This is a genomic window from Nonlabens sp. SCSIO 43208 (assembly GCF_050703575.1).
Lineage (GTDB): Bacteria > Bacteroidota > Bacteroidia > Flavobacteriales > Flavobacteriaceae > Nonlabens > Nonlabens tegetincola.
The window spans coordinates 2,485,880-2,512,858 of the sequence record NZ_CP065365.1 but is presented as its reverse complement, the minus strand read 5'-3'; the positions used below and the strand labels follow the sequence as shown (position 1 = coordinate 2,512,858).

Below are 26,979 nucleotides of genomic sequence, written 5' to 3'. Positions count from 1 at the left end.
TATGCGCTCTCATTCCCCTATAAATGAGTAATAACCCATTGTACGGTAAAAGTAAATTGAAACGAGCTTTAAACTTTACGGTTTTCCGTAAATATGGATTTTTTTTAAATAAGACCTAAATCTTTAACAATGCTTATAAGATGCGTTGCGTTGTTGGCTCTAAATTGTAATAAAAGTTTTGCTTGTTTTTTTTCAATAGAGCTCAGGCTGCTAGGAGTGATGCCATGAACTTTAAATTGTTTACTAATGGCTTCTTTAGATTGTCCAGAGGCTAGTAGTGATAATAACTCTATATCATAATCATTGATCTCTAGATTGTTTTTAGGGTTTAAAGCTTGTTGTACAGCTCCAGAGAGAAACATTTGATCTTGATTTACTGCTGTAATAGCCTTAGACAAGTCTTTTAAGCCATCTCTACCTTTACATACAAAGGCGTTTACTTTAATCGAATTAATCAGATAACGCACTTTTTGTAAACGATCTTCTACAGAATAAACGATCATTTTAAAATCAGGATACTCATTGCGCAGTTGTGCAGCAAGTTCCTCTCCAGAGGTATATTTTTGCTGGCGATGATCTGTTTTAAAGTTTAAATCTGTAATAAATAAATCATAAGGTTCTTCATTAAGAATAGCGCTTTTAATTTCGAGATAAGCATCATCGCAATATTGCACTTGTTTCACCTTTGTAATACCTAATTGATCTAGTACGGCGAGTACACCTTGATTAATACTGCTATAATCGTCTGAAATTAATACCTTTTTAAACATCTTTTAAATCATGATTGTGGCTTTAAAGCCTTTGTCTATTTGTGATTCAAATGTAATTGTTCCGTTAATAGAATGCATACGGTTTTCCGTATTGTGAAGACCGCTACCTTTGATTACTGTTGAACCTACACCATTGTCTTTATAAATAATGCTTAATGATTTTCCTTTTTCTTCAAAATTCAACACAACAATGCTAGCATGACTGTGTTTTTTCATATTGGTTAATAGCTCTTGCAGCACTCTATAGAGAGCTGTTTTTTGTGGATTGTTTAAACGCTCCCATGAAATGTGTTGTAGGCCTTTTGTAATGATGTTTACCTGATCATTCTGGTAACTTAAAAACAGATCTGTAAGTAGTTCATTATAGGGAATATTAAAGTTGATAATACTATTTTGTTTAGAGATATCTCTAGTTCTATAATAGATGTTTTCTAGGTTATCTAGAAGGTCTTTGTTATCCTTAGTACCGGTTTGCAGCTGGGTCATCACATGATATACATCATTGGCTACCTCATCATGTATTTTTCTAGAAATACGTGTTTCAGTATTATAAACTTCTTGTAATTTTTCTTTTTTATGCTTGTACTTTAAAATAAAATAAAGGGACAAAGAAGCTAAGGCAATAAAAAGTAAGAGATATAACAATCGCTCACTTATTAATTGGCTTTTTTGAAGATCTCTTTCCTTCTTATCATATTGATACACGTAGTAATTAAAATTATTACGTTGTGTTTTCTTCAAATTATTAATACTATCATTAATGGTAATAAATCGTTTAGCATATTGTGATTGACCGGTTTCTATCTTTAATCGTAAGGCACTTTGTAGATGATCTGCTTTTTTATTTTTGAGCGCTAATTGTAAAAATTTATCCGTGTATAAATTAGCTGAAATGGTGTCTTTTATTTCGTAATAAAATCGAGCCAGATGATTATAACTCGAACTTAGATCAAAGTTATACTTATTCGTTTTTCTAATATCTAACGCTTCTAATAATCCATTTTCTGCTTTAGGTAAGTTAAGTTTAGATTTTATAAAACTCATATTACTCAAGGACCTTGCAGTTTCTCGCTTGTTAGAAGAAGCAACTGCTTTATCATAGGCTTGTTGGTAATAATCAAGTGCTTTTTCAAACTCTTCTGTGGATTCATATACATGTCCAATATTATTTAATAGTACAGACTGATGATTTAAAGATGTCGCTCTAGATAACCCTTCTTGATATAATTTGATTGCTTGAGCATAATCTTTTCTTTCTCTATAGATAATACCTAACTCATTAATGATTCTCAAATAACTGATGTGAGTCCAATCCGTTTTATGTTCCAGTTGCTCTAATAAGTTTAAACTTTCTAGGTTCAACTTTTCATTTTCAGAAGAGTAGCCTAATTTTTTCTGGATTTCAGCTAGTAACTGTGTAGCATGAATTTCATTGATGATCATTTTTTTATCCTTAGCATACTTCCTTTTTTCTATTGTAAAAAAGGTAAATGCCTTGGCTAGGTCATCTGGTTTTTTAGGGTTGTTTACAATCTTTGAATAATATTGCAAACTGTCAGAAACTTGCGCTATACAAGGCTGCAGCAGTAATAGGGATATAGTAAAAAAGAGGAATGAAAGGGTGGTTGATTTCATTCCTCTAAAGTAATAACTATATTGAAAATATAGTATTAATCTTCTGTGTCATCTTCCGGCGGTGGTGGCGGTGGTGGTAATTCGATAGTACCTTCATTTTCACAACAAGCTTGTTTATCATTGATGTCGTCCATGATACTATCTGGTGTACATGATATAGACGTAGAAATGAGGATTCCCATAAACACTGTTAATGTTATTTTTTTCATATTTGAATGATTTAAGATTGGACAATAGTGTTGCTGTCTGAGGTTTTCTCAGAGAATTTTAATTAGCAACACTTGCTATGATTTGAAGAGCTTTCTCTTCATAGGGAAGTATGGAGATGCGAGAGTAAAAGAGATAATTACTTCCCAAATCGTTGTCTCGTTTTACAATGCAACTCCATGGTAGAATTAATATTCGCAAGCCCTATTGCGAGTAAGGCGGTTATTAATTCTGAAACAAATAAAGAGCTGTCTGTAAAATTTGATGGGAAGTATCGTGGAATTGAATAGGAAATTTTAAAGAATTAGTTTTCCAGAAAATTTCCGTAATTAAAAAACTGAATATCAGTTACATGAATAAGATTTTAATTTTAGACGCTTTCGCGAAAGCGGAACAAGAAATCAAAAAAACAGGTGTGTTAAAACCTTCTTTAACTCAAATGGCTACCGAATTGTCGATGTTCATTGAAGAGAAAGAAGATTTTATTTTGGGTGAAAGGAGTTTGAGGGATTACCGAGGCGATGCGCTCAAGTTGGAGGATGATGAAAGTGATATAAGTATAAAACAGATTGCTGTGATCAACGGTCTATGTAAATACTTAGGCTTCCAAGGTTATCAAGATTATTTTCAAAACAAGAACACCAAACCAGTAGAACCTAGACTTGGAGTTATAAAAAGCAAGCACCATTATTCTTTAACGATAAAACTTTTTATCGCAGCTAGTATTATAGTCTTCATAGTTTTTTTACTATATAAAAACTCTCAAAAGCAACGCTGGATGGTATGGCAGGACGACCATTATGTTGAAACAAGTTTTGATGCTGAAAAATACAGTGTGCACAGACTTAAATTATATAAAGAGGATCGAATTATATCTTTTAAAAAGGTAAGAGTCACCTGCGACACCATTTTTTATAACGAGGATAACAGTGTTCGCTTCTGGTATGGGAAGAATAAGAATAAAGAAATAGAATATTTTACAGACCTAGGTTTACATCCCGAGACCGGTAAGACGTTAAAACCTATAACTAATTATATGATCAACAAATATGTTTGTAAAAATTAGAGGATTAAATATAAAAAAGGAAAGGAATTAATTACAATTCCTTTCCTCTTTTACAACCCATTTAAAAATCTTTAATTCTCGAATTCAATCAATTGTCCAGATACTATAACTTTATATTTTTTGATAAAAAATATTCCTGATCTTTTAACTTCTACTACCTCGTTGATAATGGTTCTAGAAGTTCCTTCTAGTTGAGCTGATGCTAACATTTTTGCTTTAGCTTCTGCAACTAGTCCGTTTTTATTTAATCCGCCAAAACCTAAAAAATAGGAAGCTTCAGACTCTCCTTTTACAATATCAATTACCTTGAAATTATTTTGGGTGAGTACTACTTCAGTAGAGTTTTGAATGTAGTTTTTAGGAATACCATGGTGCGTTGCACAGCTAGTCAGAAACAATACAGCCATTAAAAAAGTTAATAAAAATCTTTTCATGTAATAAAGTGTTTAGTTGTTGCCTACTCCTGTTTCAAGTCGTTTTTCAGCTTATTCCGACTGAGCGGCAAACCTAATTTTATGAGTAAAACTTTCCTTACGGTTTTCCGTAACAACTGGATTTATTTGGATGAATCCATAACACAACTCAGACAAAATGGATGACTACCAATGTTTAGTGAAACCAAATTGTTTATTCGTAATACCTTGTGATGACACCATTTCTCACCAACCTTAACAAAACTTAAAACCATTTTGAGTGGTGGCTCGTATATATTTGAAACCAAATTAAAAATTACCATGCGCAAACCTTACTACTTAATTCTTGCGGTGCTGTTACTCTGCAGTCACGACTTGTATCTTAAAATGGAAACTTACTTTTTATCTACCGGTGATACAGCTACCTTACAGCTGTACAACGGGACTTTTGATAAAAGCGAAAATACCATAACTCGCGACCGCATGCTCGATGCGTCCTATACCGTAAACGGTACAAGAACCAGCATTAAAGAAGATCAATGGACCGATATAGATACCACCATAACTCAGGTTTCGTTTGAAGCAACACAACCTGGAACTTATGTAGCTGGAGTATCAACTAAGGCTCGCAATATAGAATTAAGCGCTGAAAAGTTTAACAGCTACCTAGAGCACGATGGTGTGCTAGACATGCTAGAAAAACGCAAAACAGAACAAAAACTAGATCAAGATGCTGTTGAAAGCTATCAAAAACACGTAAAAGCAATTTATCAAGTAGGTGATACGCGTACCAACGACTGGCAAACCGTTTTAGGTTATCCTATCGAATTTGTTCCTATGCAAAATCCTTACGACACCTATTCTGGTGGTACTCTAGAAGTGCAATTACTGTTAGACGGTAGACCGCTCACCAATCAATTAGTGTATGCTAATTATGTAGCATCGGGCCATTCTCACGACGAAGCTGCACAAGAGCATGAGCACACGCACGATGGCAGTACGCACAGTCATAAACATGAAAAAGAACACAGCCACGATCATGATAAAGCTGCGCAAGATCACGAGCACACGCACGACGGTAGTACGCACAGTCATAAACATGAAAAAGAGCACAGCCACGATCATGACAAAGCTGCGCAAGATCACGAGCACGAGCACACGCACGACGGTAGTACGCACAGTCATAAACATGAAAAAGAACACAGCCACGATCAAAAAGCCCAACAGGAATCACACACACATACCAGCGGTCAACAAATAAGAACCGATGATATGGGAATGGTAACAGTAGACTTACCAAAAGACGGTATCTACTACGTACGTACCATTCACATGAACGAAGTACAGGATAACGATTCACTTACTCATCAGTCTAAATGGGCAACACTTACTTTTGAAGTTACCCATGAACACGGTGCAGCCACGCACACACACGATCACGATCACGAGCATCATGATGAAGACGGCATTCCTACCTGGATTTTTATTTTGGGTAGTATTCTAGTTATAGGTCTTTTATTCTTCCTGTTCAAAAACAAGAATAACAATGCCTAAATCTATAAAGTACCTACTTGTGGTAGGGCTGTGTTTGGTACCCTTTTTAGGTTTTGCCCACGACGTCACCAGCGCCGATCAGGAATTGCTGCGCGGTGGTGGATTATGGGCCTACATTCAAGTAGGTGCTACACACATGTTAACTGGGTACGATCACCTGCTGTTTTTGGCAGGTGTGGTGTTTTACCTCAACAGTTTTAAGGACATTCTTAAATTCATCACGGTATTTACCATCGGCCATTGTATTACTTTAATCGGTGCTACGTATGCCGGTATCACGGCCAATGAGCATCTTGTTGATGCCGTAATCGCACTCAGCGTACTGTATAAAGGATTTGAAAACTTAGGTGGATTCAAAAAAATCCGAGTCAAATCGCCTAATTTACTGCTCATGGTAGGACTTTTTGGCCTAATACACGGTTTTGGTCTATCCACCAGATTACAATCCTTTGAAATGGGATCTGGTGATTTCCTTGCCAAAATTCTGTGCTTCAATCTAGGTGTTGAAATAGGACAGGTGCTCGCGTTGATTCCTATAGTTTTTGTGATTACGCTTTCGCGAAAGCGTACCCATTTTCAAGCCTTTTATAAAGCAACAAATTGGTACCTAGTACTCGCTGGGATAGGTTTGTTTGTGTATCAAATTTACGGGTATATATCGGGTCATTAATCCACAGAAATAGAGCCTGCCATCATGAACAACCTGGAAATCGCCTATACAGATGTGGAGAATTTTATTTACTGCCTAGAGGTAGTACCCGATGCCGATGTGGAGCAAAGTACTGAGGTGGTTTTAATCCTAGAGCATCTGGCTAAACAACAGCATATCACGAGTATTTACAAGGCATGCGATACGATTGAAGGTCTAGAGGAAAGCCTGAATCATTTGTTATACGACGATCATAATTTTAAAAATTATGAAATCATATACCTCGTACTACCTGGCGAGGCCAATTCTATTTTAATTAATGGTTATTACTACAGTATTGAAGAAATAGCCGAACTTTTTGAAGGAAAAATGGATGGAAAAGTGATTCATTTTGCCAATAAGAAACTACTGGATCTCACCGATGAAGAATCACAATATTTTCTAGACGTTACGGGTGCACGAGCTGTATCGGGTTATGGAGTTTCTTCACCTAACACCACAAGTGCCTATACTATAGATAGGTTGTTTTTTAATTTGTTTTATGAGGACGATGATATTAAAGAGGTAGTTGAACACATGTTTAGAAAACAATATGCACTGTGTAAACTCCTAGATTTTAGGTTGTATTACTAGGATCATTTGTCGTCATAAATAAAGTTTACAAGCTAGAACAAATCCAGTAGAATTCCTGAGTTAAACGAGGCCTGTTTGCAAGTCTCCAGGACTGATGTTGTAGAATTTTTTAAACTGACGGTTGAAATAAGAACGGTTGTTGAAACCGCAAGCCATAAAAATTTCCTTGAGTGATAAATTGGTTTGGTCAATCATGCGACGCGCTGCTTGAATACGTACTTTATTTATATACTGAGTAGGAGTAAGTCCTAATTCATTTTTAAAGGCTTTGTAAAAGTGTGATGTGCTCATACAAGCCTTTTTGCTAAGGTTTTCAATACTTAGATCGCCATCCAAATGAGATTTGATGTATTCCATGACATAGGCAAAACGCTGTGAGCTGTTTTGTAAGGCAGTATGTGGTGACTCGTATTGTTTGAATGAGGCGTGTTGCAACAGTCTTATTATAAGCTCCTGTAACATGTTGTTGATAAAGAAATCTTTGGAACTGTGATCCTCGGTAAACAAGAACATGAGTCGTTGTATGATATTAGTAACTTCCTCATCATGGGCAAAATGAAGATTGGCTGTGAGTGAGCTCCAGTCGCCGTGATCTACTTTAGGTTGGTATTCATTTAGATATTGAACGACTTTGTGAATTTGAGCCGTTTCTAGCTCAAGCGCTAGGCAACGTGTAGGACGTTCTCGAGAAGCGATAGGAAAATCAATACACATCAATTCTTGCGGTGGCAATACCACACTCTCGCCAGGTAAAAAATCAAACGAAGGCATACCTTTTAAATACATATGTTTTTTACCGGCAATCATAGTTGCTAGTACTGTATTATCAAAGGTGAGATGTACTTGCTCGGTTACTTTTTGTGTTTCAAAAATATGCATGCTAGATCTAGCCGTAGTAAATGAGGTTTGATTTTCAATTAAGGTTTCCACCTTGCGATTCTTAAAATAGGAAGACGATAAATGCATACTGTTTTGGCTAATAGTCTACTAATTTACTAATAGTAGTTGTTATTTATTGTCAAGTAACGAAAAAATAAGGATTAAAATTACCGATTTAACACAGGTTGATGGAATAGTTCACAAGCATGATAGTATTGTTCAATACTTCATCAATCTTACTTAATAGTTTTAGTCAATGATTTTCTAGTCCGCTAGTAATCTTTCTATTAACTAAAAAACAACTATTATGAGTACCGTACAAACTACAGCGGCAACGCAACTGCAAAAACCAACCTTTAAAAGTCAATATGATAATTATATAGGAGGAAAATGGGTAGCACCTGTTCAAGGAAAATATTTTGACAGCATTTCTCCTGTTGATGGTTCTAGTTTTACCAAAGTAGCACGATCTACGCAAGAAGATGTGGATCTTGCGCTGGATGCAGCCTGGGAAGCTGCTCCATCCTGGAACAAATCATCGGCTACCGAGCGTAGTAACATGCTTCTTAAAATCGCCGATGTGATCGAGGAAAATCTAGAAGCACTAGCAAGAGCAGAAACTTGGGACAATGGTAAAGCCTTAAGAGAAACTCGTGCAGCAGATTTACCGCTTGCGGTAGATCACTTTAGATACTTTGCAGGAGTAATACGCGCAGAGGAAGGTTCAGTAAGTGAGCTAGATGCAACTACAATATCCATGAATGTAAAGGAACCTTTAGGTGTAGTAGGACAAATTATTCCATGGAACTTCCCTTTACTTATGGCAACATGGAAACTTGCACCAGCACTAGCAGCAGGAAATTGTGTGGTGTTAAAACCAGCCGAACAAACGCCTGTAGGGATCATGATTCTTATGGAATTAATCGATGGTATATTACCTAATGGTGTTTTAAACGTGGTTAACGGTTTTGGGGTAGAGACAGGAAAACCTCTAGCTTCTAGTCCACGTATTAACAAAGTAGCATTTACGGGAGAAACATCTACAGGTCAGTTAATCATGCAGTATGCCTCTAAAAATATAATACCTGTTACTCTTGAATTGGGAGGAAAATCGCCTAACATATTCTTTGCTAATGTTATGAATGAGGACGATGCTTTTTTTGATAAATGCTTAGAAGGAGCAGCTATGTTTGCTCTTAATCAAGGCGAAGTGTGTACTTGTCCATCTCGAATTTTGGTACAGGAAAGTATTTATGACAAATTTATAGAACGACTGGTTGAACGTGTAAATGCTATAAAATTAGGTCATCCTTTAGATCCTAATACTATGATGGGCGCACAAGCAAGCGAGGAACAATACAACAAAATTTTAAATTACATAGATATAGGTAGGGAAGAAGGTTGTAAGGTTCTCACAGGTGGTAAAGCTGCCTATAATGAAGGATTAGAAGGCGGTTATTACATACAGCCTACTTTATTAGAAGGGAATAACAAAATGCGTGTTTTTCAGGAAGAAATTTTTGGTCCTGTAGCTTGTATTACCAAATTTAAAGACGAGACCGAAGCTATAGAAATTGCAAATGATACCTTGTACGGTTTAGGAGCTGGAGTATGGACTAGAGATACACACCAAGCCTATCAAATTTCTAGAGCTGTTCAAGCAGGTCGTGTTTGGGTAAATTGTTATCATTTATATCCAGCTCATGCGCCTTTTGGTGGCTATAAAAAGTCAGGTATAGGACGCGAGAATCACAAAATGATGCTAGATCATTACAGACAGACAAAAAACATGCTTATAAGCCATGATAAAAATGCACTCGGATTTTTCTAGTAAACAATCTCTTCAAGTAACCTTTACTCCTGATGCTATAGAACTCCTGAATCGTTTGAAGGTTCAGGGTTCTTTAGTAGTCCACATAAGTGATGGATGTTGTGATGGCACTGTTCCTAATTGCTACTTACAGGATGAGTTTTATAGCGACAGTAATGATGTTGTTGTATACAATGAGCCACCTGTAAAGGTGCTTATTCCTAAAGCTACGATTGATAGATTCAAGAATAGTCTTGTAATCGATGTGCATGATAAAAATGCTGCTGGCTTTTCTCTTGAAGTGGCTCTAGACAAACGATTTTATATATGGAGCGAATAGGGTAGTGCCTTTGTTTTAAAACCGGATTTATAATGAATAGTTTAGAATCAAAAAATGTCCTGAAACTTTTTGAAGTTTCAGGACATTTTTATCTATGATGGTGCGATTATGCCTCGTCCTCTTTTTGATGTTCTTCCATCATTTTGGAATCCTCGGCTTTTATTTGTTCGTGTTCTTTTTCTAACATTTCATGTTCTTTCTTCATCATTTGATGCTCTTCCATCATGTTCTCATGGTCTTTTTTCATGTCTTCTAGGGTTACATTTCCTGATTTATGATCTTTTTCTAGAGTAGCATGACGTTCTAACAAATTACTGTGTTTGGCTAGTAGTTCATCGTGTTTAGAAAGAAGCATGCTGTGTTTTTGTTCTGTTATCATGTGCAAACTATCATTTTCAATTTGCTCGTGTTCAAGCATCATTTCAGAATGATCATCAGACATGGCATTATGTGCTTCCTTCATCATCATGTGAGATTCTTCCATTTCTTCATGGGCTTCTACTAGGGCAAGGTGTTCGGCGCTTTCAGCTGGATTTTGTTTGCAAGATGATAAACTTATCATAACTACAAATAGAACAGCTAGGGATTGAATTAATTTCATGGTTCAGTTATTTATATAAATTTATCTAAGATACGATTTTGTTAGTTAGGTTTTTGTAGTAAGTTGAATTTTAGAATTTTGTATATTTCAATCAATCCTATCTTATAGCTTTTTATAGTATGTTAAGACTACCAATTATTCTAACCTTATCCTTGTTCTGTAGCACATTTTTGTGTGCGCAACAACGTTTTTCTTTTGATTTTGGTAGTTCTAGTTTGTCTCGCGGAACTTATGGCGCCGTTAACAACGTTGCTAGATCATTTAATGCCGGTACTATTGATGAAGTCAGGTTATTAAACTCTGATGGCGTACAAACTGATATCATTCTTAAGGTGACAGACGATTTTAGGAGTGTCAACACCTCAGGAGCTTCAATTCCCGATAGTTCGTTGAGTTATCAAAGTAGTCAATCTAGCGACAGTTTTTTTGGAAATACACAACCTTTTTTAAACAGTACTAATCCTACAGCAGCTTTTGTACTTAAGGGATTATTACCGTCCAAGTATTATTCCTTTGAGATTTTTGCTTCTAGAATGGGTGTTACAGATAATCGTGAGACGAGTTACCTTATATCTGGACAATCTTCCCAAACCGTTTACTTAAATCCATCCAATAACACTGATCAAACCATAGAATTATTAAACGTTCAACCAGACGCACAGGGCGAAATAAACATTCAATTAACTGCCGGACCTAATAATACAAGTTCAAGTGGATTCTTTTATATCAATGCGATGGAACTCATTGAACACGATACTACTTTATCGTCAGTATTTATCACTAATCGATTGGAGTTACTTTATCCTAAACAATTAGCAACATGGGAATCTGGCAAAACAATAGAATTTAAATGGCGTAGTTCAGGTATTGCTACTGTAGATATTGAAGCTACTCAGGATAATGGTGCCAGTTGGTCCACAGTATCTACAGTTCCAGCAGTAACAGGCAGGTTTACTTATACCGTGCCGCCAAACACAGGGATTTATCAGTTTAGAATTTCTGGTAACGGATTAAGTGAGCAAAGCAATGACATAAGAATAATACCTGATGATGGCGTATTCTACGATATATTCATTTTGGGTAGTAGCACGGCGGCAGGAACAGGTCCATCACATGAAATCAACACTTGGGTGAATAAATACGAGAGGTATTTGTATGAATTAGATACAAGGTATCGAGTGGAAAATCTAGCTGTAGGTGGTCAGGTTACCTATAACTTATTACCATCTGGAAGTACCATTCCTACAGGTGTGAATGAGACTATCAATAATAATGGTAATATTTCTGCTGCGATCAATTCCACCGCTGATGGTGTTATCATTAATTTACCCAGTAACGATGCGGCTAGATCTTATTCAGTAAATGATCAACTTGCCAATTATGCTATTATCATGGCAGAGGCTAGTTCTTATTGGATCCCAGTGTGGCAAACGACACCTCAACCTAGAGATTTCGGTAATAATGCTTCAAAACTATCCATACAGCAAGGTATGCTTGCAGCTACCTGGCAACAGTATCCTAGCACTACTGTCGACTTTTGGTCAGGATTACCTGTACCTGGAGATAATGGTTTGCTCGACGAGTTTGATAGTGGTGATGGAGTTCATGTAAATAACGCCGCACATCAACTATTTTTTGAGAGAATGGTACAGTCTGGAATACATACGGATATTAAAAATCGAGTTGACAATCTTCTTATCACCGACCATTCAGAAATTACTGAATTGAGTATTCATCCTAATCCAGTATACCACACGCTACAAATAAATGGATTATCAGGACTAGAAACGTTTGAAATTATAGATTTACAAGGTAGAGTAGTGTCAACAGGAACGACCTCTGGATTCATTGATGTACAGTGGCTAAATACAGGTTGCTACATACTAGTTATTTCAGGGAAACAATACCGGGTAATAAGAGGTTGATAATGAGTTTTTTAAATGTATTATTTACGTTCTGAACAGTCATGAAAATTTAACTAAAAACAGGTAAAAATTTAACTAAAAAAATAATGTGTGACGATGAAAACAGATGCACATTTACATCATAATTAAAGTCATAATACCATGGCAAACAAACCTAAGAAAGAAGCTAAAAACTTTGGTAAACAAGCTCCTGCAGCTAGCAAACCACAAGCTAAAACTTCTCGCAAGGCAGGCAAGAAGTAATCTTGAGCCTTGTTACAAGAACTGGATGTTCTTACAACAAATTAGTAACAATAAGTAGCCACCGCATGGTGGCTTTTTTTATGATTTAATACTGATCAAAAGTTGCAAATCCTTTGACGTTTCCACTGATTATCGTTCCCTGAAAAATTAAGCTATTCTCTTCATTACTAGAGTATCTAGTAGCTCTTATTTCTACATCATTTGATGTTCCGATTGCAATGGTTGTAGTACTTCCGGCACCGAGGTTTCCCGATCCAGTGTTGCTCATAAAATTGCTATGCCAAGCATAACGTAGTGTAAAGGTACTGGTGTTTCTAATGGTAAGTTCACCATTAGTACCGTTATTTTCTATTTCTATCCATTCAATGTCAACTAACTTGTCTGTTGTGGTTCCAGGCATATACGTGTGAGTGTGTTTTGTGATGGCACGTCTATCCCAACTTGCATTTCCTTGATTATCACCAGTAAGCACACTTTCAGGACCTTGTGTACCATCCGTGATTTTTACGGTACCATTAACGTCTAGTTTTGCATCAGGGTTGGGCTGGTTAATCCCTACATCGCCATCTTCACGTATGATAACACGGTCTACCGTACTTAATGAGCCTGTTGGTGTGGTGGCAAGCACTATTTTACCTGCGCTACTTGATGTGCTTGAAGTACCATCACTCTTAAAATAAACCTCAGCAGCTGGTCTAAACGTATATGAAGTGGGATTAGTTAAAGATTGCCCACGTAATCCGCCGATACGTGTGTCATCCGCTAGAATTGCTGGAGAAGCAAGGGTACCTCTGGATCTTAAAAGGTCGATATCAAGGTCATCATCTGGTGAATCGATGAATCGCAGAAATAGCACATCTCTAGAATTTTCAGTAGTAATATGTAATGCGCCTAAAGGGTTTGTAGTTCCTATTCCTACTTGTCCCATCGTGTAAATGTTTTGAGTGTTTTGAGTCGCAGGATTAGTAGTGTTAGCTTCGTTCCATGGTTCAATATTAGTATTAATAGGTGTCCATAAACTAGTTGCTGTACTCCAAAAATAAAATCCAGCAGTGTAGTCGATATCATCGCTGGTAGAAGTAGTTCCCAGATCGTCAGTCCAGTCATTATCCAGAAAGATTAATTGTCCATTTTCAACACCATCTGTGGAAAGAGTTGTCACACGAGGAACTAAAACGCCGTCGGTTGCAGTATTTGCACCCATATGATTCGTTGCTCGTACGTCCAAAGTCGTTTGAGGCAAATTGGTATTTATCCCTACCTGTGCTGTAACTAGATAAGTTGACAACATTAATAAAATGACTGTAATTTTTTGCTTCATAACGGGCAAAAGTATTCGTATAGAATAATTTACCTTAAAAATCTTCCTTAAAATTTTTCAGTTGTTTGTTTACCGTAATTTTTTGTTTTTTAATCGAGACTGTACCAGGTTATTTTTAAGTTAATCGATTATTGATAACCAATTTACAGTCAGAATGTTTAAGTGTTTTACTACCTAAAAACTGATTTTAAAGCTATTTAGAAAAAAACTAACTGCGCACAGAAAAAAGCAATCAATTAATCAACCATAGATTGGGACTTTTGAATCCTAACAATCTTAAATCCAATTCTCATGAAAAACATACTGTTTATTTCTTTAGCAGTTATAAGTTCCTTTACTGCTCAAGCTCAATTTGGAAAAATTCTCAAGAAAAAAGCCAAAGCAGCGATTGAAAAAGAAATAGATCCTAAATCTAGCACCAAAGAGAACAAACAAGACCAAGAAGCTACTGGACTGGTAAAAAGCAACTCGAATCAACAAGAATACTCTGATGAAGAGGTGAGGCAGGAATTAGCTAAAAAATATCCTAACGATAAAGCCAAACAAGATTTATATTACAAAAAATATCGAGAAAAGAAAAAAGAACAAGCTAGCGCAGTTCAAGAAACAGGCTCTTCTGCAATAGGTGATGAGTTCCTGTATTTATCCTATCCGTTTGCTTATTCTTCTGGGACAAGTGCTTACGGAGTAGATAGAGTTATGTTACGACGTCAAATGACTGATAAAGGTGATAACGTAGATATTTTACCCTATCAAGATCCAGAGTACGCCTGGTTACGATTTTTAACAACTCCCGATTTAGAAACTATGTCACCGGAAGGTACAGTAGGTTATGAGATGGTAAGTGGTATGTTCACTACTAAAGTAGGACCAGACCGCTCTCAGGTTATGGAGTTCGGTACGGGTAGACCTGTTCTAGTAAGAGGTATGCTGATTGATAAGGATTTATTTGTAGTCTATGCTGGATCTCATGTTGGTGGTCATGCTTTTAACGTACCTTCTTATATGAATCAAGAAGATATTACTGTATTAAATATCGTAGGAGCTGGTGACCCACAATTACATCAAGAATGGCTGGTGAAATCAAAAGATATCGTCAAAGAATTTGAAGCCTCTTTACAAGAAAACTATAAAAAAGCTCAAATGGCAAAACAGGGTAGTATTAAAATGCCTAGTTCTGGAAGTATGAATTCAAATGCCGATCTACTAAGTTTTGCTACTAAAAAGGTTAAAGAAACCATTCAAAAAGACGGTGCTCAATTATTAAAAATCCATATTGAATCCAACGACTGGAATATCGTAAGGAATAAATATACAGGGCACATTATGTATCGCTGGATTAAGGGAGCTTTTACTGAAAAAAATAAAAACAACGACTGCTACTTACAAGGTTTTCTAATCAAGCAACCTTATACAGGTTCTGGATACGGTAGTTCTCAATTTGGTGGTGTTATTCATGGACAAATGCCTTATGGACAAATTATTAACTGTGATAATGCTCAATAAATAGTCATTTAAAACTTAAATTAAAAGCCTGCATCGCAGGCTTTTTTTATTTAAGGTAAGTTAGTTCGCTTTCGCGAAAGCGAAGTAAAACACATAATAATCAAGTTTATGAAGCTGTTGATTACCAATTCTACTAGGGTGATTTGATTCTGTCATTACCAGATCAGAACAAAATTTAGTCACTAGAAAAAAAGGTGTTTACAATTGAGTCGTTCATTATTACAATTCGGTACTATTTCCTTGATCCTGTTTTGCTTGACTTTTACATTTACCATAAAACTACTGCCATGCCACATGATTTTATAGGTTGGTTTCACACAATCGCTGCTATTCTAGCCCTTATTACTGGAACAATTATTTTAATTAAAACAAAGGGAACTGTTTTACATAAACAAATTGGTCGCATTTATGGAGTCGCTATGATTTTGGTATGTATTACTTCTTTTATGATTTATCGAGTTCATGGAAGCTTTGGGGTACTACACTTTTTTGCAGTAATAAGCACTGTAACATTACTGCTAGGAATGTTGCCTCTTTATTTTAAGTCCAGATTTAAACAGCCCATTATCATGCATCTATCATGGATGTATTGGTCGGTTATAGGATTGTACTGTGCTTTTACTGCCGAGGTTTTTACGAGACTACCAATGCTGTTAAGTATCAAAAATACTTATGGAATATTTTATGCTTTAGTAGGTATATCGGCAGGAGCTGTAGGCTATGCAGGTAGTAAAGTATTCAAAAAGAAACTGAATAACTGGATCGATGCTTTTTCTCAATCAAAATAAATTCTGGGCAACTTCCTGTCTAGTAAGCTTTGATTTCAAACAAAGTAATTATGTATGGCTGTCAATTATGGGTCTGAAGAACCTCTAAGAAAAAAGTTATTTCCCAATACAAAACTGACTAAAAATATTACCTAATAGTTCATCATTGGTAATCTCACCGGTAATGCTGCCTAAAGCCTCGGCAGTCGCTCGTATATCTATCGCTAGAAACTCACTGCTTACTTCTTGTACCATACCTTGTTGCACTTCAAGTAATGAAGCATAGGCTCGTTGTAAAGCATCATAATGGCGTGCATTACTTACCACGGTACTGTCTTGGGACAACGCACCACTATTAAAACTGTCCACCAGTGCTTTCTTAAGATCGTCAACACCAGAACCTGATTGAGCACTCAAACTAATTAAATGAACATCGGGTTGTTTTGATTTTATTTGCTTGCTTATTTCAGCGTGCTCTAGACCAGTTATTTGATCTAGTTTATTCAAGATTACGATCAAGGGTTTGTCAGGAAACTTTTCACGCATGATGTGAATACGCATTAAACAATGTAATATGCGCGGTTGGGTATTTAATTGAGTAGCGTCTAGCAAGTACAATACAAGCTTTGATTGCTCTGCTTTTGAATAAGAACGCTCAATTCCTATACTTTCAACTTTGTCCTTAGTTTCTCTAATTCCTGCAGTGTCGATTAGTCTAAATCTGATTCCGTCAATATTGATTTCATCTTCAATAGCATCTCTGGTAGTACCTGCAATATCGCTTACAATGGCTTTTTCTTCATTAAGTAAAGCATTAAGTAGGGTAGACTTACCTACATTAGGTTCACCTACAATTGCAATAGGAATTCCGGTTTTAATTACATTTCCTAAAGCAAAAGAATCTATGAGTTTACGTAATTTCAGTTGGCTCTCTTGTAAAAGTGATTTTAACTCGTCTCTATTTGCAAAAGCTACGTCTTCTTCACTAAAATCTAATTCTAGTTCAATTAGGCTAGCAAAGTTCAGTAGTTTTTTACGCAAGACTTGTAGTTCATTGGAAAAACCACCTCTCATTTGCTGTATAGCAATTTGATGAGCAGTAGCACTTTCACTAGAGATTAAGTCTGCGACAGCTTCTGCTTGTGAAAGATCCATTTTTCCATTAAGAAAAGCTTGTAGAGTGAATTCGCCAGCCTCTGCAATGCGTGCACCATTTTTAAGACACACATTGATTATTTCTTGTTGGATATATATAGATCCGTGACATGAAATTTCTACTACGTGTTCACCGGTATAAGACCTTGGTGCTACAAATTTAGATAGTAGTACTTCATCAATCATTCTATCGCCATTGTAAATATGACCTAGAGTGATGGTGTTTGCCTTTATTTGATCGTAATTATCAGGATTTATTTTGGATTCCGCTTTCGCGAAAGCGGGCTTAAAAATAGAGCGTATTATTGAATGTGAATCTGGTCCAGAAAGACGTACCACTGCTATGGCACCAGTTCCAGATGGTGTGGCTAAAGCAACTATAGTATCATTTACATGCATGTTGCAAAGATATATAACAAATAGTAGCTGCCCTTTTCAAATACGTGAACGATGCGTTAAAAAGATACAATCCTTAAAAGTCACGTACTATCTTTAGGCCACTAACTTTAAAAAATACTTACGATGAAACACATCTGGATAGGTGTGATTGCCCTATTAACCTTAATTAAAGGGTATTCACAAGAAAAATTAACTTACCAGCAACCACCTGAGGAAATTATGAAATTGGTGGATTATGATCGTCCACCTACTGTACTTATGGATGATGAAGCAAAATACATGGTGCTTATTAATCGTGATACCTACAAATCCATTGAAGATTTATCTGAAAAGGAAATGCGACTTGCAGGTTTACGTATCAACCCTAAAACCAATATAGGAAGTAGAACTACCTTTTATAATAAAGTTATGGTTCAAAAAGTAGGTGGTAATGAACCAAAGACTGTTACTGGATTGCCAGCAAAACCGAAACTTGCAAACATCGCCTGGTCGCCCGATCAATCGATGATCGCAATGACAAATACTGTTGAAAATGGGACCGAAGTATGGGTACTGGATATTAAAAAAGCTGCTGCTCGTAAAATAACTGATGCTACAGTAAACGCGAATATGGGTAATCCTATAAGCTGGTTTAAAGACGGAAAATCCTTACTCGTAAAGATGTTAGGTAACAACCGTAAACCCTTAATTGATACCAGTGAAAAAGTTCCTACTGGTCCTACCATATCTACTAGTGATGGTTCCAAAGCTCAAAACCGTACTTATCAAGACCTTCTTAAAAATCCAAACGACGAACACAATTTTGAACAATTGGCCTTGAGTAAAATTGTACTAGTGAATCTTGATGGAACTCAAAAAGATTTTTTACCAGATGCTATGTATCGTGGTATTTCATTCTCACCAGATGGATCACACGTTATGGTAACAAAACTTCAAAAACCATTTAGCTACATTGTTACTTATGGAAGGTTTCCACAAGTAAGTCACGTTTACACCAATAATGGAAACATGGTTGCCAAGGTGAATGACGTTCCTCTAATAGAAGAAATGCCTAAAGGTTTTATGGCTACAAGAACAGGTAAACGTAGTTTGGGCTGGCGTGCAGATCGCCCACATACTCTTCATTACGTGACGGCACTTGATGGTGGTGATCCAGCTGTTGAGGTTAGTCATAGGGATGTCCTTTACTCTTGGGAAGTGCCATTTAAAGAAGGAACGGCTAGTGAGATGATGAGAACCATTAATAGATTTGCAGGTGTTCAATACGGTGATAAGAACACTGCTATAGCCTATGACCGATGGTGGAACACGCGTAATCGTAAGGTGTATAAATTTAATCCGAGTGATAAAAATCAAGATGCTCAGGTATTATTTGACTTAAATTATCAAGACGTTTATGCCGATCCTGGAAGGTTTGTAACTACTCGCAATCAATACAATCGCAGTGTGCTACTTTTAGATAAGAATCAAGCTTACCTTATGGGAGCTGGATACACTCCAGAAGGGCAGTTTCCTTTTATCGATAAGATTAATTTGAACAGTAGTAAAAAACAACGCCTTTACCAGTCAAAGTATACTGATAAAAAAGAAAGTCTTCTTGATGTAGTCGATATGAAAGCCGGTAAGGTGCTAGTACGTATTGAATCTGCGACTGATTTCCCTAATTACTATATGCGAGATATTACAAAAGGAAATGATGTAACACAGCTTACTTACTTTGAAAACCCGTTTGAAGGTCTTCAAAATGTGGAAAAAGAAGTAATTACCTATAAACGCGATGATGGTCTAGAGCTTAGTGCAACCATGTACTTACCACCAGGCTATGATAAATCAAAGAAAGAAAAACTGCCTATGCTAGTTTGGGCTTATCCTAGAGAATACAAGGATAAAGCAAGTGCTAGCCGTAACACTCAAAACCCAAATGAATTTACCTATCCTTACTATGGAAGTTTTGTTTATTGGGTAATGAAAGGATATATCGTTTTGGACGATGCAGCATTTCCTATTGTAGGAGAAGGTGATGAGGAACCTAATGATACCTTTATCAAGCAATTAGTAGCAAATGGTAAAGCTGCAATAGATGCTGTTGATAAATTAGGATATGTCGATCGTAATAGAGTAGGAGTCGGTGGTCACAGTTATGGAGCCTTCATGACTGCAAACTTACTGGCGCATTCTGATTTATTTGCTGCAGGAATTGCACGATCTGGTGCCTATAACAGAACCTTGACACCATTTGGTTTTCAAAGTGAAGAACGCAGTTACTGGGAAGCACCGGAAATTTACAACACGATGTCACCTTTCATGAATGCTGAAAAAGTTGATGAACCAATTCTTTTAATACATGGACAAGCTGATAATAATAGTGGAACTTATCCATTACAAAGCGAGCGTTATTTCAATGCTCTTAAAGGATTAGGAGCTCAAGCTAGGCTAGTAATGTTGCCTAAAGAAAGTCACGGTTATGTTGCCAAGGAATCTATTCTACATGTATTATGGGAACAAGATCAATGGTTAGAAAAGCATGTAAAAAATAAAAATACTGCAGAGTAGTAGGTATTTGAACTACTCACAAATCATAAAGCTGTTTAATAAAACTAGATGTTTATTAAGCAGCTTTTTTAATTAACTCAATACCTTAAAACGTACCTTTGCCATATGTATTCGCGAGAAGAGGCTAAACAAATACGACAACAATTTTGGACCATGTTTGGTAAACGATACGATCGTAAATGGTTGTTGTACAATACAAAGATTAAGGACTTTGCTTTAAAATTTTCATTTGAGCATAAAAAAGCATTAGTCAGTATAGATATAACCCATGACGATGAATTGTTAAGAGCGTATTATTACGACAAGCTCCTCAGTCTTAAAAGCATACTTAAAGATGAGGTAAGTCAAGACCTCATATTTGAGGAAAGTTACTACCTAGATTCTGGAAAGGAGATATCAAGAGTTTATGTTCAATTGGATAAAGTAAAAATACAGAAACAAACAGATTGGCCTGCAGTCTATGAATTCTTCTATGAGAATATGGATAAGTTAGAGCGTTTCTTTTTAGACTATAAAGATTTTATTAAAGACTAGCGTGATGATCTAGAGTAAGTTTGACCTGATTTAATCCTTCTTGATAATTCTGATTAAATTGATCAAACAGTTGGTGCACATCTTCTAGGTCTTCGTTGTTTTTAGCCTTATTCTCAATTTCTTGTAGCAAGAATGTTTCCGTTTCCATATCCAATGTACGATAGCTACTTTTAACTTTATGAGCTAGTAGTCCAGCAGCTTCATAATTTTTATTTTCTACGGCTTGCTTTAAATTATCATAATCGGTAGGTACCTCTTGTAAAAACATATCTAATATGGATACGATAATTTCATTATCATCGCCAAAATTTTCTTTTAATCCTTGTAATTCTAGAATTGTGCTTTGCCCCATGCTTTCAAAACTAAACAATTATTCATTTATTCAAAATACTCTTACAGTAAAAATCAAAGGTTTTTAACCTAGCCATCCATCACGATCTAGGCTTCTGTACTGTATAGCTTCAGCAATATGGGTACCGTTGATAGATTTACTTCCTTCGAGATCGGCAATAGTTCGAGAAACTTTAAGAATACGGTCATAAGCTCGAGCACTCAAGTTTAAACGTTCCATAGCATTTTTAAGTAGTTCCTTACTTGCCACATCAAGAACACAATGTTGTCGTATGTCTTTAGTATTCATTTGAGCGTTGTAGTGGGTTTTTTCGCTTTCGCGAAAGCGTTCAGTTTGAATATCTCTTGCGGCTGTAACTCGTTTTCTTATCTCAGCTGAATTTTCTGCTTGCCTTTCTTCAGTAAGTTTTTCAAAAGGAACAGGAGTCACTTCAATATGAATGTCAATACGATCTAGTAGCGGACCAGAAATCTTACTTAAGTAGCGCTGCATCTCTGCCGGGCTTGATTGTACTGGAGCATTTGGATCGTTAAAGTAGCCACCTGGACTAGGATTCATGCTTGCTACAAGCATAAAACTTGATGGGTAGGTAACGGTAAACTTTGCTCTTGAAATGGTAACTTCACGATCTTCAAGAGGTTGACGCATTACTTCTAGCACTTCTCGTTTAAATTCTGGTAACTCATCTAGAAATAGTATCCCATTATGACTTAATGATATTTCACCAGGTTGTGGATAGCTACCACCACCTACCAACGCTACATTTGAAATAGTGTGGTGTGGACTCCTAAAAGGTCGTTGTGCCATGAGTCCATTTTGATTACTCGTTCTTCCAGCTACACTGTGAATTTTAGTCGTTTCAAGAGCTTCATGTAAAGTCATAGGTGGCAATATAGATGGTAGTCTTTTGGCGAGCATCGTTTTTCCTGCTCCTGGTGGACCGATGAGAATAATATTATGGCCACCTGCTGCCGCAATTTCCATACAGCGTTTAATACTTTCTTGACCTTTTACATCGGCAAAATCAAATTCTGGATGTTCAAGAGCTTGATAAAAGGTTTCACGAGTATCTATAATCGTAGGTTCTAATTCTTTTTCTCCTTTGAAAAATTGAATAACATCCAATATGTTATCAACTCCGTATACATCTAGATTATCTACTATAGCAGCTTCGGCGGCATTTTGTTTGGGTAGAATAAAACCTTTAAACCCTTCTTGTCTTGCTTTTATGGCTATTGGTAAGGCTCCTTTAATGGGTTGTAGTTGACCATCGAGTGATACTTCACCCATAATGATATAATCTCCCAGTTGATCGCTATCTATTTGCTTACTAGAATTGAGAATACCTAGAGCAATGGGTAGGTCATAAGCACTACCTTCTTTACGTAAATCGGCTGGTGAAAGATTGATTATCATCTTCTTACCAGGCATTTTATAACCTACGTTTGATAAAGCAGCTGTAATTCTAAAACTACTTTCACTTATAGCCTTGTCAGGCAAACCTACTAGGTGATATCCTATTCCTGTTGCAGCATTTACTTCAACAGTTATAGTTTGTGCCTCGACTCCAAAGACGGCACTTCCATAAACTTTTGTGAGCATGTGGTTTGATTAGGCTTTAAATATAGTAAGAATATATATACGAACTCAATGATAAGGTTTACAGAATAAGTTACTTATAAATCATTATAATCTTTTAAGTTTAAGGCAAATACTTATTGATATATTTAGATGAAGTACCTTTTTGCTGTTTTCTTAATTTTCTCATTCACTTATCTAAAAGCGCAATCAGATTTTGAAATGTTGGCTTATAACGTGTTATTAGGTTCTTTTACTTCGGGAGTAGGTTCTACAATCAATAAAACCCCTGAACAGAAATGGAATGAAGCCTTTTTTGACGGTGCGTGGAAAGGAGCTTTAGGAGGTTCTCTCACTTACAGCGGTAAAACATTACTTATGGAAGTTGATGATGATAATGATTGGCAAATTTCTTGGGCCTCGAAAATCATTCACAACTTGGGAACTTCATTTATAGAAAATGGTAGTAATAACCGTCCAATTTTTGAACAATATGTTTTTAATATTGGTTTCTATCGTGCTGAATTTATTTTTAAAAATGGATTTAAATTTAATTCTAGAATAAAACCAATTTCATTCACATTAAATGCCTATTCTATGATAGGTAATCGTTTTGATTTAAATAAATCATTAGTTTACGGGACACCAATATATACTACGCAAGACCAAAATCTACCAAACGCTAGTGCAATCACTCATGGAAACTCGATAGTTTTTAGAGAGAGCTTAATCGATAACTTTAGATTAGCTAACCACGAAATGGTGCATGTATTTCAGTATGACGAATATGTGGGATTTAACTCAATCATTACTAAATTTAAACAAGAAAAAAAATGGTTAAATAAAATTGATTCTTCTATATTTTATTTAGACGCTCATGCAATTATGTTCTATTTGTTTTATTTCACAGACGAATTGATACAAGGAAGATCGTTTAATTTTTTGGAAAGAGAGGCTTACTACTTTTCAGGAGAAATTTCAAGAAACAATTAATGCATTCTATCACCTCTTACTTCTAGGTGAGGAATAAAACTAGCTTCATAATCTAACCAGTACTGCCATCTTTCTTTCACTATTTCTTCTTTAAAATACGTTCGTGCAAGTTTTAGGAAAAGCTTATAATGCTGCGCTTCGGCAACCATAAAGGTGTAATAGAAATCTTGTAAATCGGCATCGTTTAAATTTTGCCACAATTGTTTAAAACGTTCACAGCTGCGTGCTTCTATCAATGCGCATATTAATAATTGATCTAAAAACAGTTGATCACGACCTTGTCCTTTGGGCTTGCCTTTCATAAGTTTTTTTACATACTCGTCAGGTCGCTGGATTCCTAATTTTAAACCACGTTCTTTTAATTTACTAAGAACCATCCTAAAATGTCCCCATTCCTCACTTACCACAGGTGATAAGGCTTCAACAATTTCTTCTTTATCACTGTGCATTTGTATGATAGAAATAATGGTGCTGGCAGCCTTTTGCTCACAAAAAGCGTGATCAGTAAGAATATCTTGTAAACTAAATTTAGCCAAGTTGGCCCATCTAGGATCAGTAGGTAACTGTAAACCTAAGGTTGTTTTATCTTTAGAAACATGCATAATACAAAGTTGCTAGTTTTACTCGATTTATTCAAGAAGATCTTACATATTTAGAATATAAGTTTTGCACGGATTGATTGTTGATAGTACGCTTTTGCGAAAGCATAATATCTTACTAAAAAATCATAATTAAATCATAACTATTTGATAACTAAGGATCATTGTTTTACCTATTGGTTTTAATTATCTTTAAACCTAAACAAAAACCAATAACATTATGACAACTAAACAAGTGGCTGATCAATTAGTCGAATGGTGCCGAAATGGTGAGGAAACAAAATGCTATGAAAATTTGTATAGTCCTGAAATTACAAGCGTCGAAATGGCAGAACCTATGAAAGAAGTTCATGGTTTTGAAGGATTATCTAAGAAAGGAGAGTGGTGGCGTGAAAATTTTGAAGTCCATGGCAATAAGGTAAGTGATCCTATTGTTGCCGACAATCATTTTGCGGTTACCTTTTGGATGGATACTACACACAAACCTAGCGGACAACGATCTCAAATGACCGAGATTGGAGTTTATCAAGTGAAGGATGGAAAAATATGGCGAGAGCAGTTTTTTTACAACACCGAAGAGTAATAAAAAAGAGATCTAGAATCCTAGGTCTCTTTCTATTTCTTCCATTTCTATGATGTCCTGCGCTTCTTGAAGGGTAGGGACAACCATAAGTTCTTCAGGAATTTGATCTGTAGAAAGTGCTTTGTTGATAATAACAAAAGACTGTTTTGTAGCACGGTGTTTATTACTTAATTCTAGAAAATGTAGAAGCTGGTTTAATGTAGCTTGATCATATTCGGATAAATCAACTATAACATTTTTACTTGAAAACTGTTGCCAGATTGTAGGTAAAAATTCTGCAAATTGAACAATATCATTATGTTCATCCTTTAAAAGGACAAAGTTGTCGTGCGATGAGCTTTTCATTTAATTTCTCTTTATTTTGCTTGCTACTAAGTATAAAACGGCCATTCTTACTGCAACACCATTTTCTACTTGATTCAGAATAATAGCTTGATCACTATCTGCCACTTCACTAGTAATTTCAACACCTCGATTAATCGGTCCAGGATGCATGATTGTTATTTCTTTGTCTAACGATTGAAGCAATTCCATATTTACACCGTATTGTTGGGTGTATTCTCTCACGCTAGGAAAGTAGGAAATATCCATGCGCTCATTTTGAACTCTCAACATGTTTGCTACATCACACCATTGAAGAGCTTTACGTAAATCTAGCTCTACCTTAACACCTAGTTTTTCTATATGCTTGGGAATAAGCGTTGCAGGGCCACAAACCATGACCTCGGCACCTAATTTTTGTAGGCAAAAGATGTTAGATAAGGCTACACGACTGTGTAAAATATCACCAACAATGACTACTTTTTTTCCTGATATGTCACCTAATTTTTCTCTAATAGAATAACTATCTAACAATGCTTGCGTAGGATGCTCATGCGCACCATCTCCAGCATTTACTATTCTGGCATTTATATGATTTGATAGGAACACACCGGCGCCTGGATTTGGATGACGCATTACTACAACGTCCACCTTCATAGCGAGAATGTTGTTGACGGTGTCTATTAAAGTTTCCCCTTTTTTTACAGAACTTTGGGCAGCACTGAAGTTAATTACATCGGCGCTTAATCGTTTTTCGGCAAGTTCAAAAGAAAGTTTTGTTCTGGTTGAATTTTCAAAGAAAAGATTGGCAACTGTAATATCTCTAAGTGATGGAACCTTTTTAATAGGTCTATTTATTACTTCTTTAAACTGATCGGCAGTTTGATGAATTAATTGAATATCTTGTGGTGTAAGATATTTGATACCCAAAACGTGATCTACACTTAATTCACTCATTAATTTTCTTTGTTTTTAAGTAAGTAAACGGCGTCTTCACCAGCATTTTCCTTCCAATGTACTTTTACTTTTTGATTGTCAATAGCATCAACTTGTCTGCCTTTATAGTCAGGTTGTATAGGTAGATGCCTAGAGAACCTACGATCTATCAATGTTAATAATTCAATATGTTCGGGTCTTCCAAAGGATTGAAGAGCGGTAAGTGCTGATCGTATGCTGCGTCCTGTATAAAGTACGTCATCAATAAGCACCACCTTTTTATCTTCTATTAGAAAATTTATTTCGGTGGAGTTTGCTTTCAGTGGTTCATTACTTCTTCTAAAATCATCTCTATAGAATGTGATGTCTAATTTTCCCGATAATAAATCGGATATTTCATAATGATCTTGAAGTAATTGTGTCAATCGATTTAATAAAAATGTTCCTCGAGGTTGAATGCCAATAAGAACAGTTTGTTTAAAATCTCCGTGATTTTCAATTAATTGACAGGCTAACCTATGTAAGGTGATGTTTAATGCCGTCGCGTCTAGAAGTAATTTTTGACTCATTGAGGTTACTTGCTAGGGACAAAGATAAGTATTTTAATAATGTAGAAACGTAAGAATGAAACTTAAAAGCGCTTGTTTAGTAGTAGAA

27 protein-coding genes are annotated in these 26,979 nt (G+C 36.0%); 13 read left to right on the top strand and 14 right to left on the bottom strand.

Features of this window, described 5'->3' with window-relative positions; all coding sequences use genetic code 11:
• Nucleotides 1-104 precede the first annotated feature (104 nt).
• The 3 genes from I5168_RS11520 to I5168_RS11510 are packed head-to-tail and all read right to left on the bottom strand — an operon-like array spanning nt 105 to nt 2,614.
• A complete protein-coding gene (locus I5168_RS11520; RefSeq protein ID WP_431471853.1) occupies nt 105-770 on the bottom strand; it encodes a response regulator in 666 nt (221 codons plus the stop codon).
• Between the two features lie 3 nt (nt 771-773).
• Nucleotides 774-2,405, bottom strand: a complete 1,632-nt coding sequence (locus tag I5168_RS11515; protein ID WP_431471852.1) for a tetratricopeptide repeat-containing sensor histidine kinase — start codon at nt 2,403-2,405, stop codon at nt 774-776.
• A gap of 35 nt (nt 2,406-2,440) precedes the next feature.
• Nucleotides 2,441-2,614, bottom strand: a complete 174-nt coding sequence (locus I5168_RS11510; protein WP_431471851.1) for a hypothetical protein — start codon at nt 2,612-2,614, stop codon at nt 2,441-2,443.
• Between the two features lie 350 nt (nt 2,615-2,964).
• Here I5168_RS11510 and I5168_RS11505 point away from each other — a divergent pair, with 350 nt between their 5' ends.
• On the top strand, nt 2,965-3,678 hold the full coding sequence (locus I5168_RS11505; RefSeq protein ID WP_431471850.1) for a hypothetical protein: 714 nt from the start codon (nt 2,965-2,967) through the stop codon (nt 3,676-3,678).
• A 71-nt stretch (nt 3,679-3,749) separates the two neighbouring features.
• Here the strand turns inward: I5168_RS11505 and I5168_RS11500 are convergent, their stop codons facing one another.
• Nucleotides 3,750-4,112 carry a DUF6567 family protein gene (locus I5168_RS11500; RefSeq protein WP_431471849.1) on the bottom strand — a complete coding sequence of 121 codons (363 nt, stop codon included), beginning with the start codon at nt 4,110-4,112 and terminating at the stop codon, nt 3,750-3,752.
• Between the two features lie 300 nt (nt 4,113-4,412).
• Here I5168_RS11500 and I5168_RS11495 point away from each other — a divergent pair, with 300 nt between their 5' ends.
• The 3 genes from I5168_RS11495 to I5168_RS11485 are packed head-to-tail and all read left to right on the top strand — an operon-like array spanning nt 4,413 to nt 6,927.
• Nucleotides 4,413-5,645, top strand: coding sequence for a DUF4198 domain-containing protein (locus tag I5168_RS11495; protein ID WP_431471848.1), 1,233 nt, complete (start codon nt 4,413-4,415; stop codon nt 5,643-5,645).
• Nucleotides 5,638-6,315: a HupE/UreJ family protein gene (locus tag I5168_RS11490; RefSeq protein WP_431471847.1), complete on the top strand. Its 678-nt coding sequence runs from the start codon at nt 5,638-5,640 to the stop codon at nt 6,313-6,315. Before I5168_RS11495 ends, I5168_RS11490 begins: the two co-directional genes overlap by 8 nt.
• Before the next feature lie 24 nt (nt 6,316-6,339).
• On the top strand, nt 6,340-6,927 hold the full coding sequence (locus I5168_RS11485; protein ID WP_085774491.1) for a DUF6642 family protein: 588 nt from the start codon (nt 6,340-6,342) through the stop codon (nt 6,925-6,927).
• A 60-nt stretch (nt 6,928-6,987) separates the two neighbouring features.
• On the opposite strand, the gene I5168_RS11480 is transcribed toward I5168_RS11485, so the two are convergent.
• Nucleotides 6,988-7,893, bottom strand: coding sequence for an AraC family transcriptional regulator (locus I5168_RS11480; protein ID WP_167341791.1), 906 nt, complete (start codon nt 7,891-7,893; stop codon nt 6,988-6,990).
• Between the two features lie 220 nt (nt 7,894-8,113).
• Here I5168_RS11480 and I5168_RS11475 point away from each other — a divergent pair, with 220 nt between their 5' ends.
• Together I5168_RS11475 and I5168_RS11470 are read left to right on the top strand one after the other, a co-directional pair.
• Nucleotides 8,114-9,637, top strand: coding sequence for an aldehyde dehydrogenase family protein (locus I5168_RS11475; protein ID WP_431471846.1), 1,524 nt, complete (start codon nt 8,114-8,116; stop codon nt 9,635-9,637).
• A complete protein-coding gene (locus I5168_RS11470; RefSeq protein ID WP_431471845.1) occupies nt 9,618-9,956 on the top strand; it encodes a DUF779 domain-containing protein in 339 nt (112 codons plus the stop codon). The genes I5168_RS11475 and I5168_RS11470 overlap by 20 nt, the downstream gene beginning before the upstream one ends.
• 106 nt (nt 9,957-10,062) lie before the next feature.
• Here I5168_RS11470 and I5168_RS11465 read toward each other — a convergent pair whose 3' ends face one another.
• On the bottom strand, nt 10,063-10,557 hold the full coding sequence (locus I5168_RS11465; protein ID WP_431471844.1) for a hypothetical protein: 495 nt from the start codon (nt 10,555-10,557) through the stop codon (nt 10,063-10,065).
• A gap of 119 nt (nt 10,558-10,676) precedes the next feature.
• Between I5168_RS11465 and I5168_RS11460 the strand changes: the two genes are divergently transcribed.
• On the top strand, nt 10,677-12,482 hold the full coding sequence (locus I5168_RS11460) for a GDSL-type esterase/lipase family protein (protein WP_431471843.1): 1,806 nt from the start codon (nt 10,677-10,679) through the stop codon (nt 12,480-12,482).
• 328 nt (nt 12,483-12,810) lie between these two features.
• Here the strand turns inward: I5168_RS11460 and I5168_RS11455 are convergent, their stop codons facing one another.
• The gene (locus I5168_RS11455) at nt 12,811-14,046 is read right to left on the bottom strand and encodes a hypothetical protein (protein WP_431471842.1); all 1,236 of its coding nucleotides are present in this window, start codon (nt 14,044-14,046) and stop codon (nt 12,811-12,813) included.
• 291 nt (nt 14,047-14,337) lie between these two features.
• Between I5168_RS11455 and I5168_RS11450 the strand changes: the two genes are divergently transcribed.
• A complete protein-coding gene (locus I5168_RS11450; RefSeq protein ID WP_431471841.1) occupies nt 14,338-15,552 on the top strand; it encodes a hypothetical protein in 1,215 nt (404 codons plus the stop codon).
• Nucleotides 15,553-15,839: 287 nt separating this feature from the next.
• The gene (locus I5168_RS11445) at nt 15,840-16,340 is read left to right on the top strand and encodes a DUF2306 domain-containing protein (RefSeq protein ID WP_431471840.1); all 501 of its coding nucleotides are present in this window, start codon (nt 15,840-15,842) and stop codon (nt 16,338-16,340) included.
• A 96-nt stretch (nt 16,341-16,436) separates the two neighbouring features.
• On the opposite strand, the gene mnmE is transcribed toward I5168_RS11445, so the two are convergent.
• Complete coding sequence (gene mnmE, locus I5168_RS11440; RefSeq protein WP_431471839.1) at nt 16,437-17,873, bottom strand: tRNA uridine-5-carboxymethylaminomethyl(34) synthesis GTPase MnmE; 1,437 nt, start codon at nt 17,871-17,873, stop codon at nt 16,437-16,439.
• Between the two features lie 123 nt (nt 17,874-17,996).
• On the opposite strand from mnmE, the gene I5168_RS11435 reads away from it, so the two are divergent.
• Both I5168_RS11435 and I5168_RS11430 read left to right on the top strand, forming a co-directional pair.
• Nucleotides 17,997-20,426: a prolyl oligopeptidase family serine peptidase gene (locus I5168_RS11435; RefSeq protein WP_431471838.1), complete on the top strand. Its 2,430-nt coding sequence runs from the start codon at nt 17,997-17,999 to the stop codon at nt 20,424-20,426.
• 105 nt (nt 20,427-20,531) lie between these two features.
• A complete protein-coding gene (locus I5168_RS11430; protein WP_431471837.1) occupies nt 20,532-20,960 on the top strand; it encodes a DUF4268 domain-containing protein in 429 nt (142 codons plus the stop codon).
• Here the strand turns inward: I5168_RS11430 and I5168_RS11425 are convergent.
• Together I5168_RS11425 and I5168_RS11420 are read right to left on the bottom strand one after the other, a co-directional pair.
• Nucleotides 20,950-21,312, bottom strand: coding sequence for an Hpt domain-containing protein (locus I5168_RS11425; RefSeq protein WP_042278527.1), 363 nt, complete (start codon nt 21,310-21,312; stop codon nt 20,950-20,952). The two genes, I5168_RS11430 and I5168_RS11425, sit on opposite strands and share 11 nt — an antisense overlap.
• A 63-nt stretch (nt 21,313-21,375) precedes the next feature.
• Nucleotides 21,376-22,914, bottom strand: a complete 1,539-nt coding sequence (locus tag I5168_RS11420) for a YifB family Mg chelatase-like AAA ATPase (RefSeq protein WP_431471836.1) — start codon at nt 22,912-22,914, stop codon at nt 21,376-21,378.
• A 129-nt stretch (nt 22,915-23,043) separates the two neighbouring features.
• Between I5168_RS11420 and I5168_RS11415 the strand changes: the two genes are divergently transcribed.
• Nucleotides 23,044-23,883: an eCIS core domain-containing protein gene (locus I5168_RS11415; protein ID WP_105018775.1), complete on the top strand. Its 840-nt coding sequence runs from the start codon at nt 23,044-23,046 to the stop codon at nt 23,881-23,883.
• Here the strand turns inward: I5168_RS11415 and I5168_RS11410 are convergent.
• Nucleotides 23,880-24,485 carry a tRNA-(ms[2]io[6]A)-hydroxylase gene (locus I5168_RS11410; RefSeq protein WP_042278529.1) on the bottom strand — a complete coding sequence of 202 codons (606 nt, stop codon included), beginning with the start codon at nt 24,483-24,485 and terminating at the stop codon, nt 23,880-23,882. The two genes, I5168_RS11415 and I5168_RS11410, sit on opposite strands and share 4 nt — an antisense overlap.
• A 217-nt stretch (nt 24,486-24,702) precedes the next feature.
• Between I5168_RS11410 and I5168_RS11405 the strand changes: the two genes are divergently transcribed.
• Nucleotides 24,703-25,065, top strand: coding sequence for a nuclear transport factor 2 family protein (locus tag I5168_RS11405; RefSeq protein WP_042278530.1), 363 nt, complete (start codon nt 24,703-24,705; stop codon nt 25,063-25,065).
• Between the two features lie 12 nt (nt 25,066-25,077).
• Here the strand turns inward: I5168_RS11405 and I5168_RS11400 are convergent, their stop codons facing one another.
• From I5168_RS11400 to pyrR, 3 genes are read right to left on the bottom strand one after another with little or no spacing between them, the layout of a single operon-like run.
• A complete protein-coding gene (locus tag I5168_RS11400; RefSeq protein ID WP_431471835.1) occupies nt 25,078-25,410 on the bottom strand; it encodes a ribonuclease Z in 333 nt (110 codons plus the stop codon).
• The gene (locus I5168_RS11395) at nt 25,411-26,343 is read right to left on the bottom strand and encodes an aspartate carbamoyltransferase catalytic subunit (RefSeq protein WP_085774510.1); all 933 of its coding nucleotides are present in this window, start codon (nt 26,341-26,343) and stop codon (nt 25,411-25,413) included.
• The gene (gene pyrR, locus I5168_RS11390; RefSeq protein WP_105018778.1) at nt 26,343-26,891 is read right to left on the bottom strand and encodes a bifunctional pyr operon transcriptional regulator/uracil phosphoribosyltransferase PyrR; all 549 of its coding nucleotides are present in this window, start codon (nt 26,889-26,891) and stop codon (nt 26,343-26,345) included. Before pyrR ends, I5168_RS11395 begins: the two co-directional genes overlap by 1 nt.
• Between the last annotated feature and the right edge of the window lie 88 nt (nt 26,892-26,979).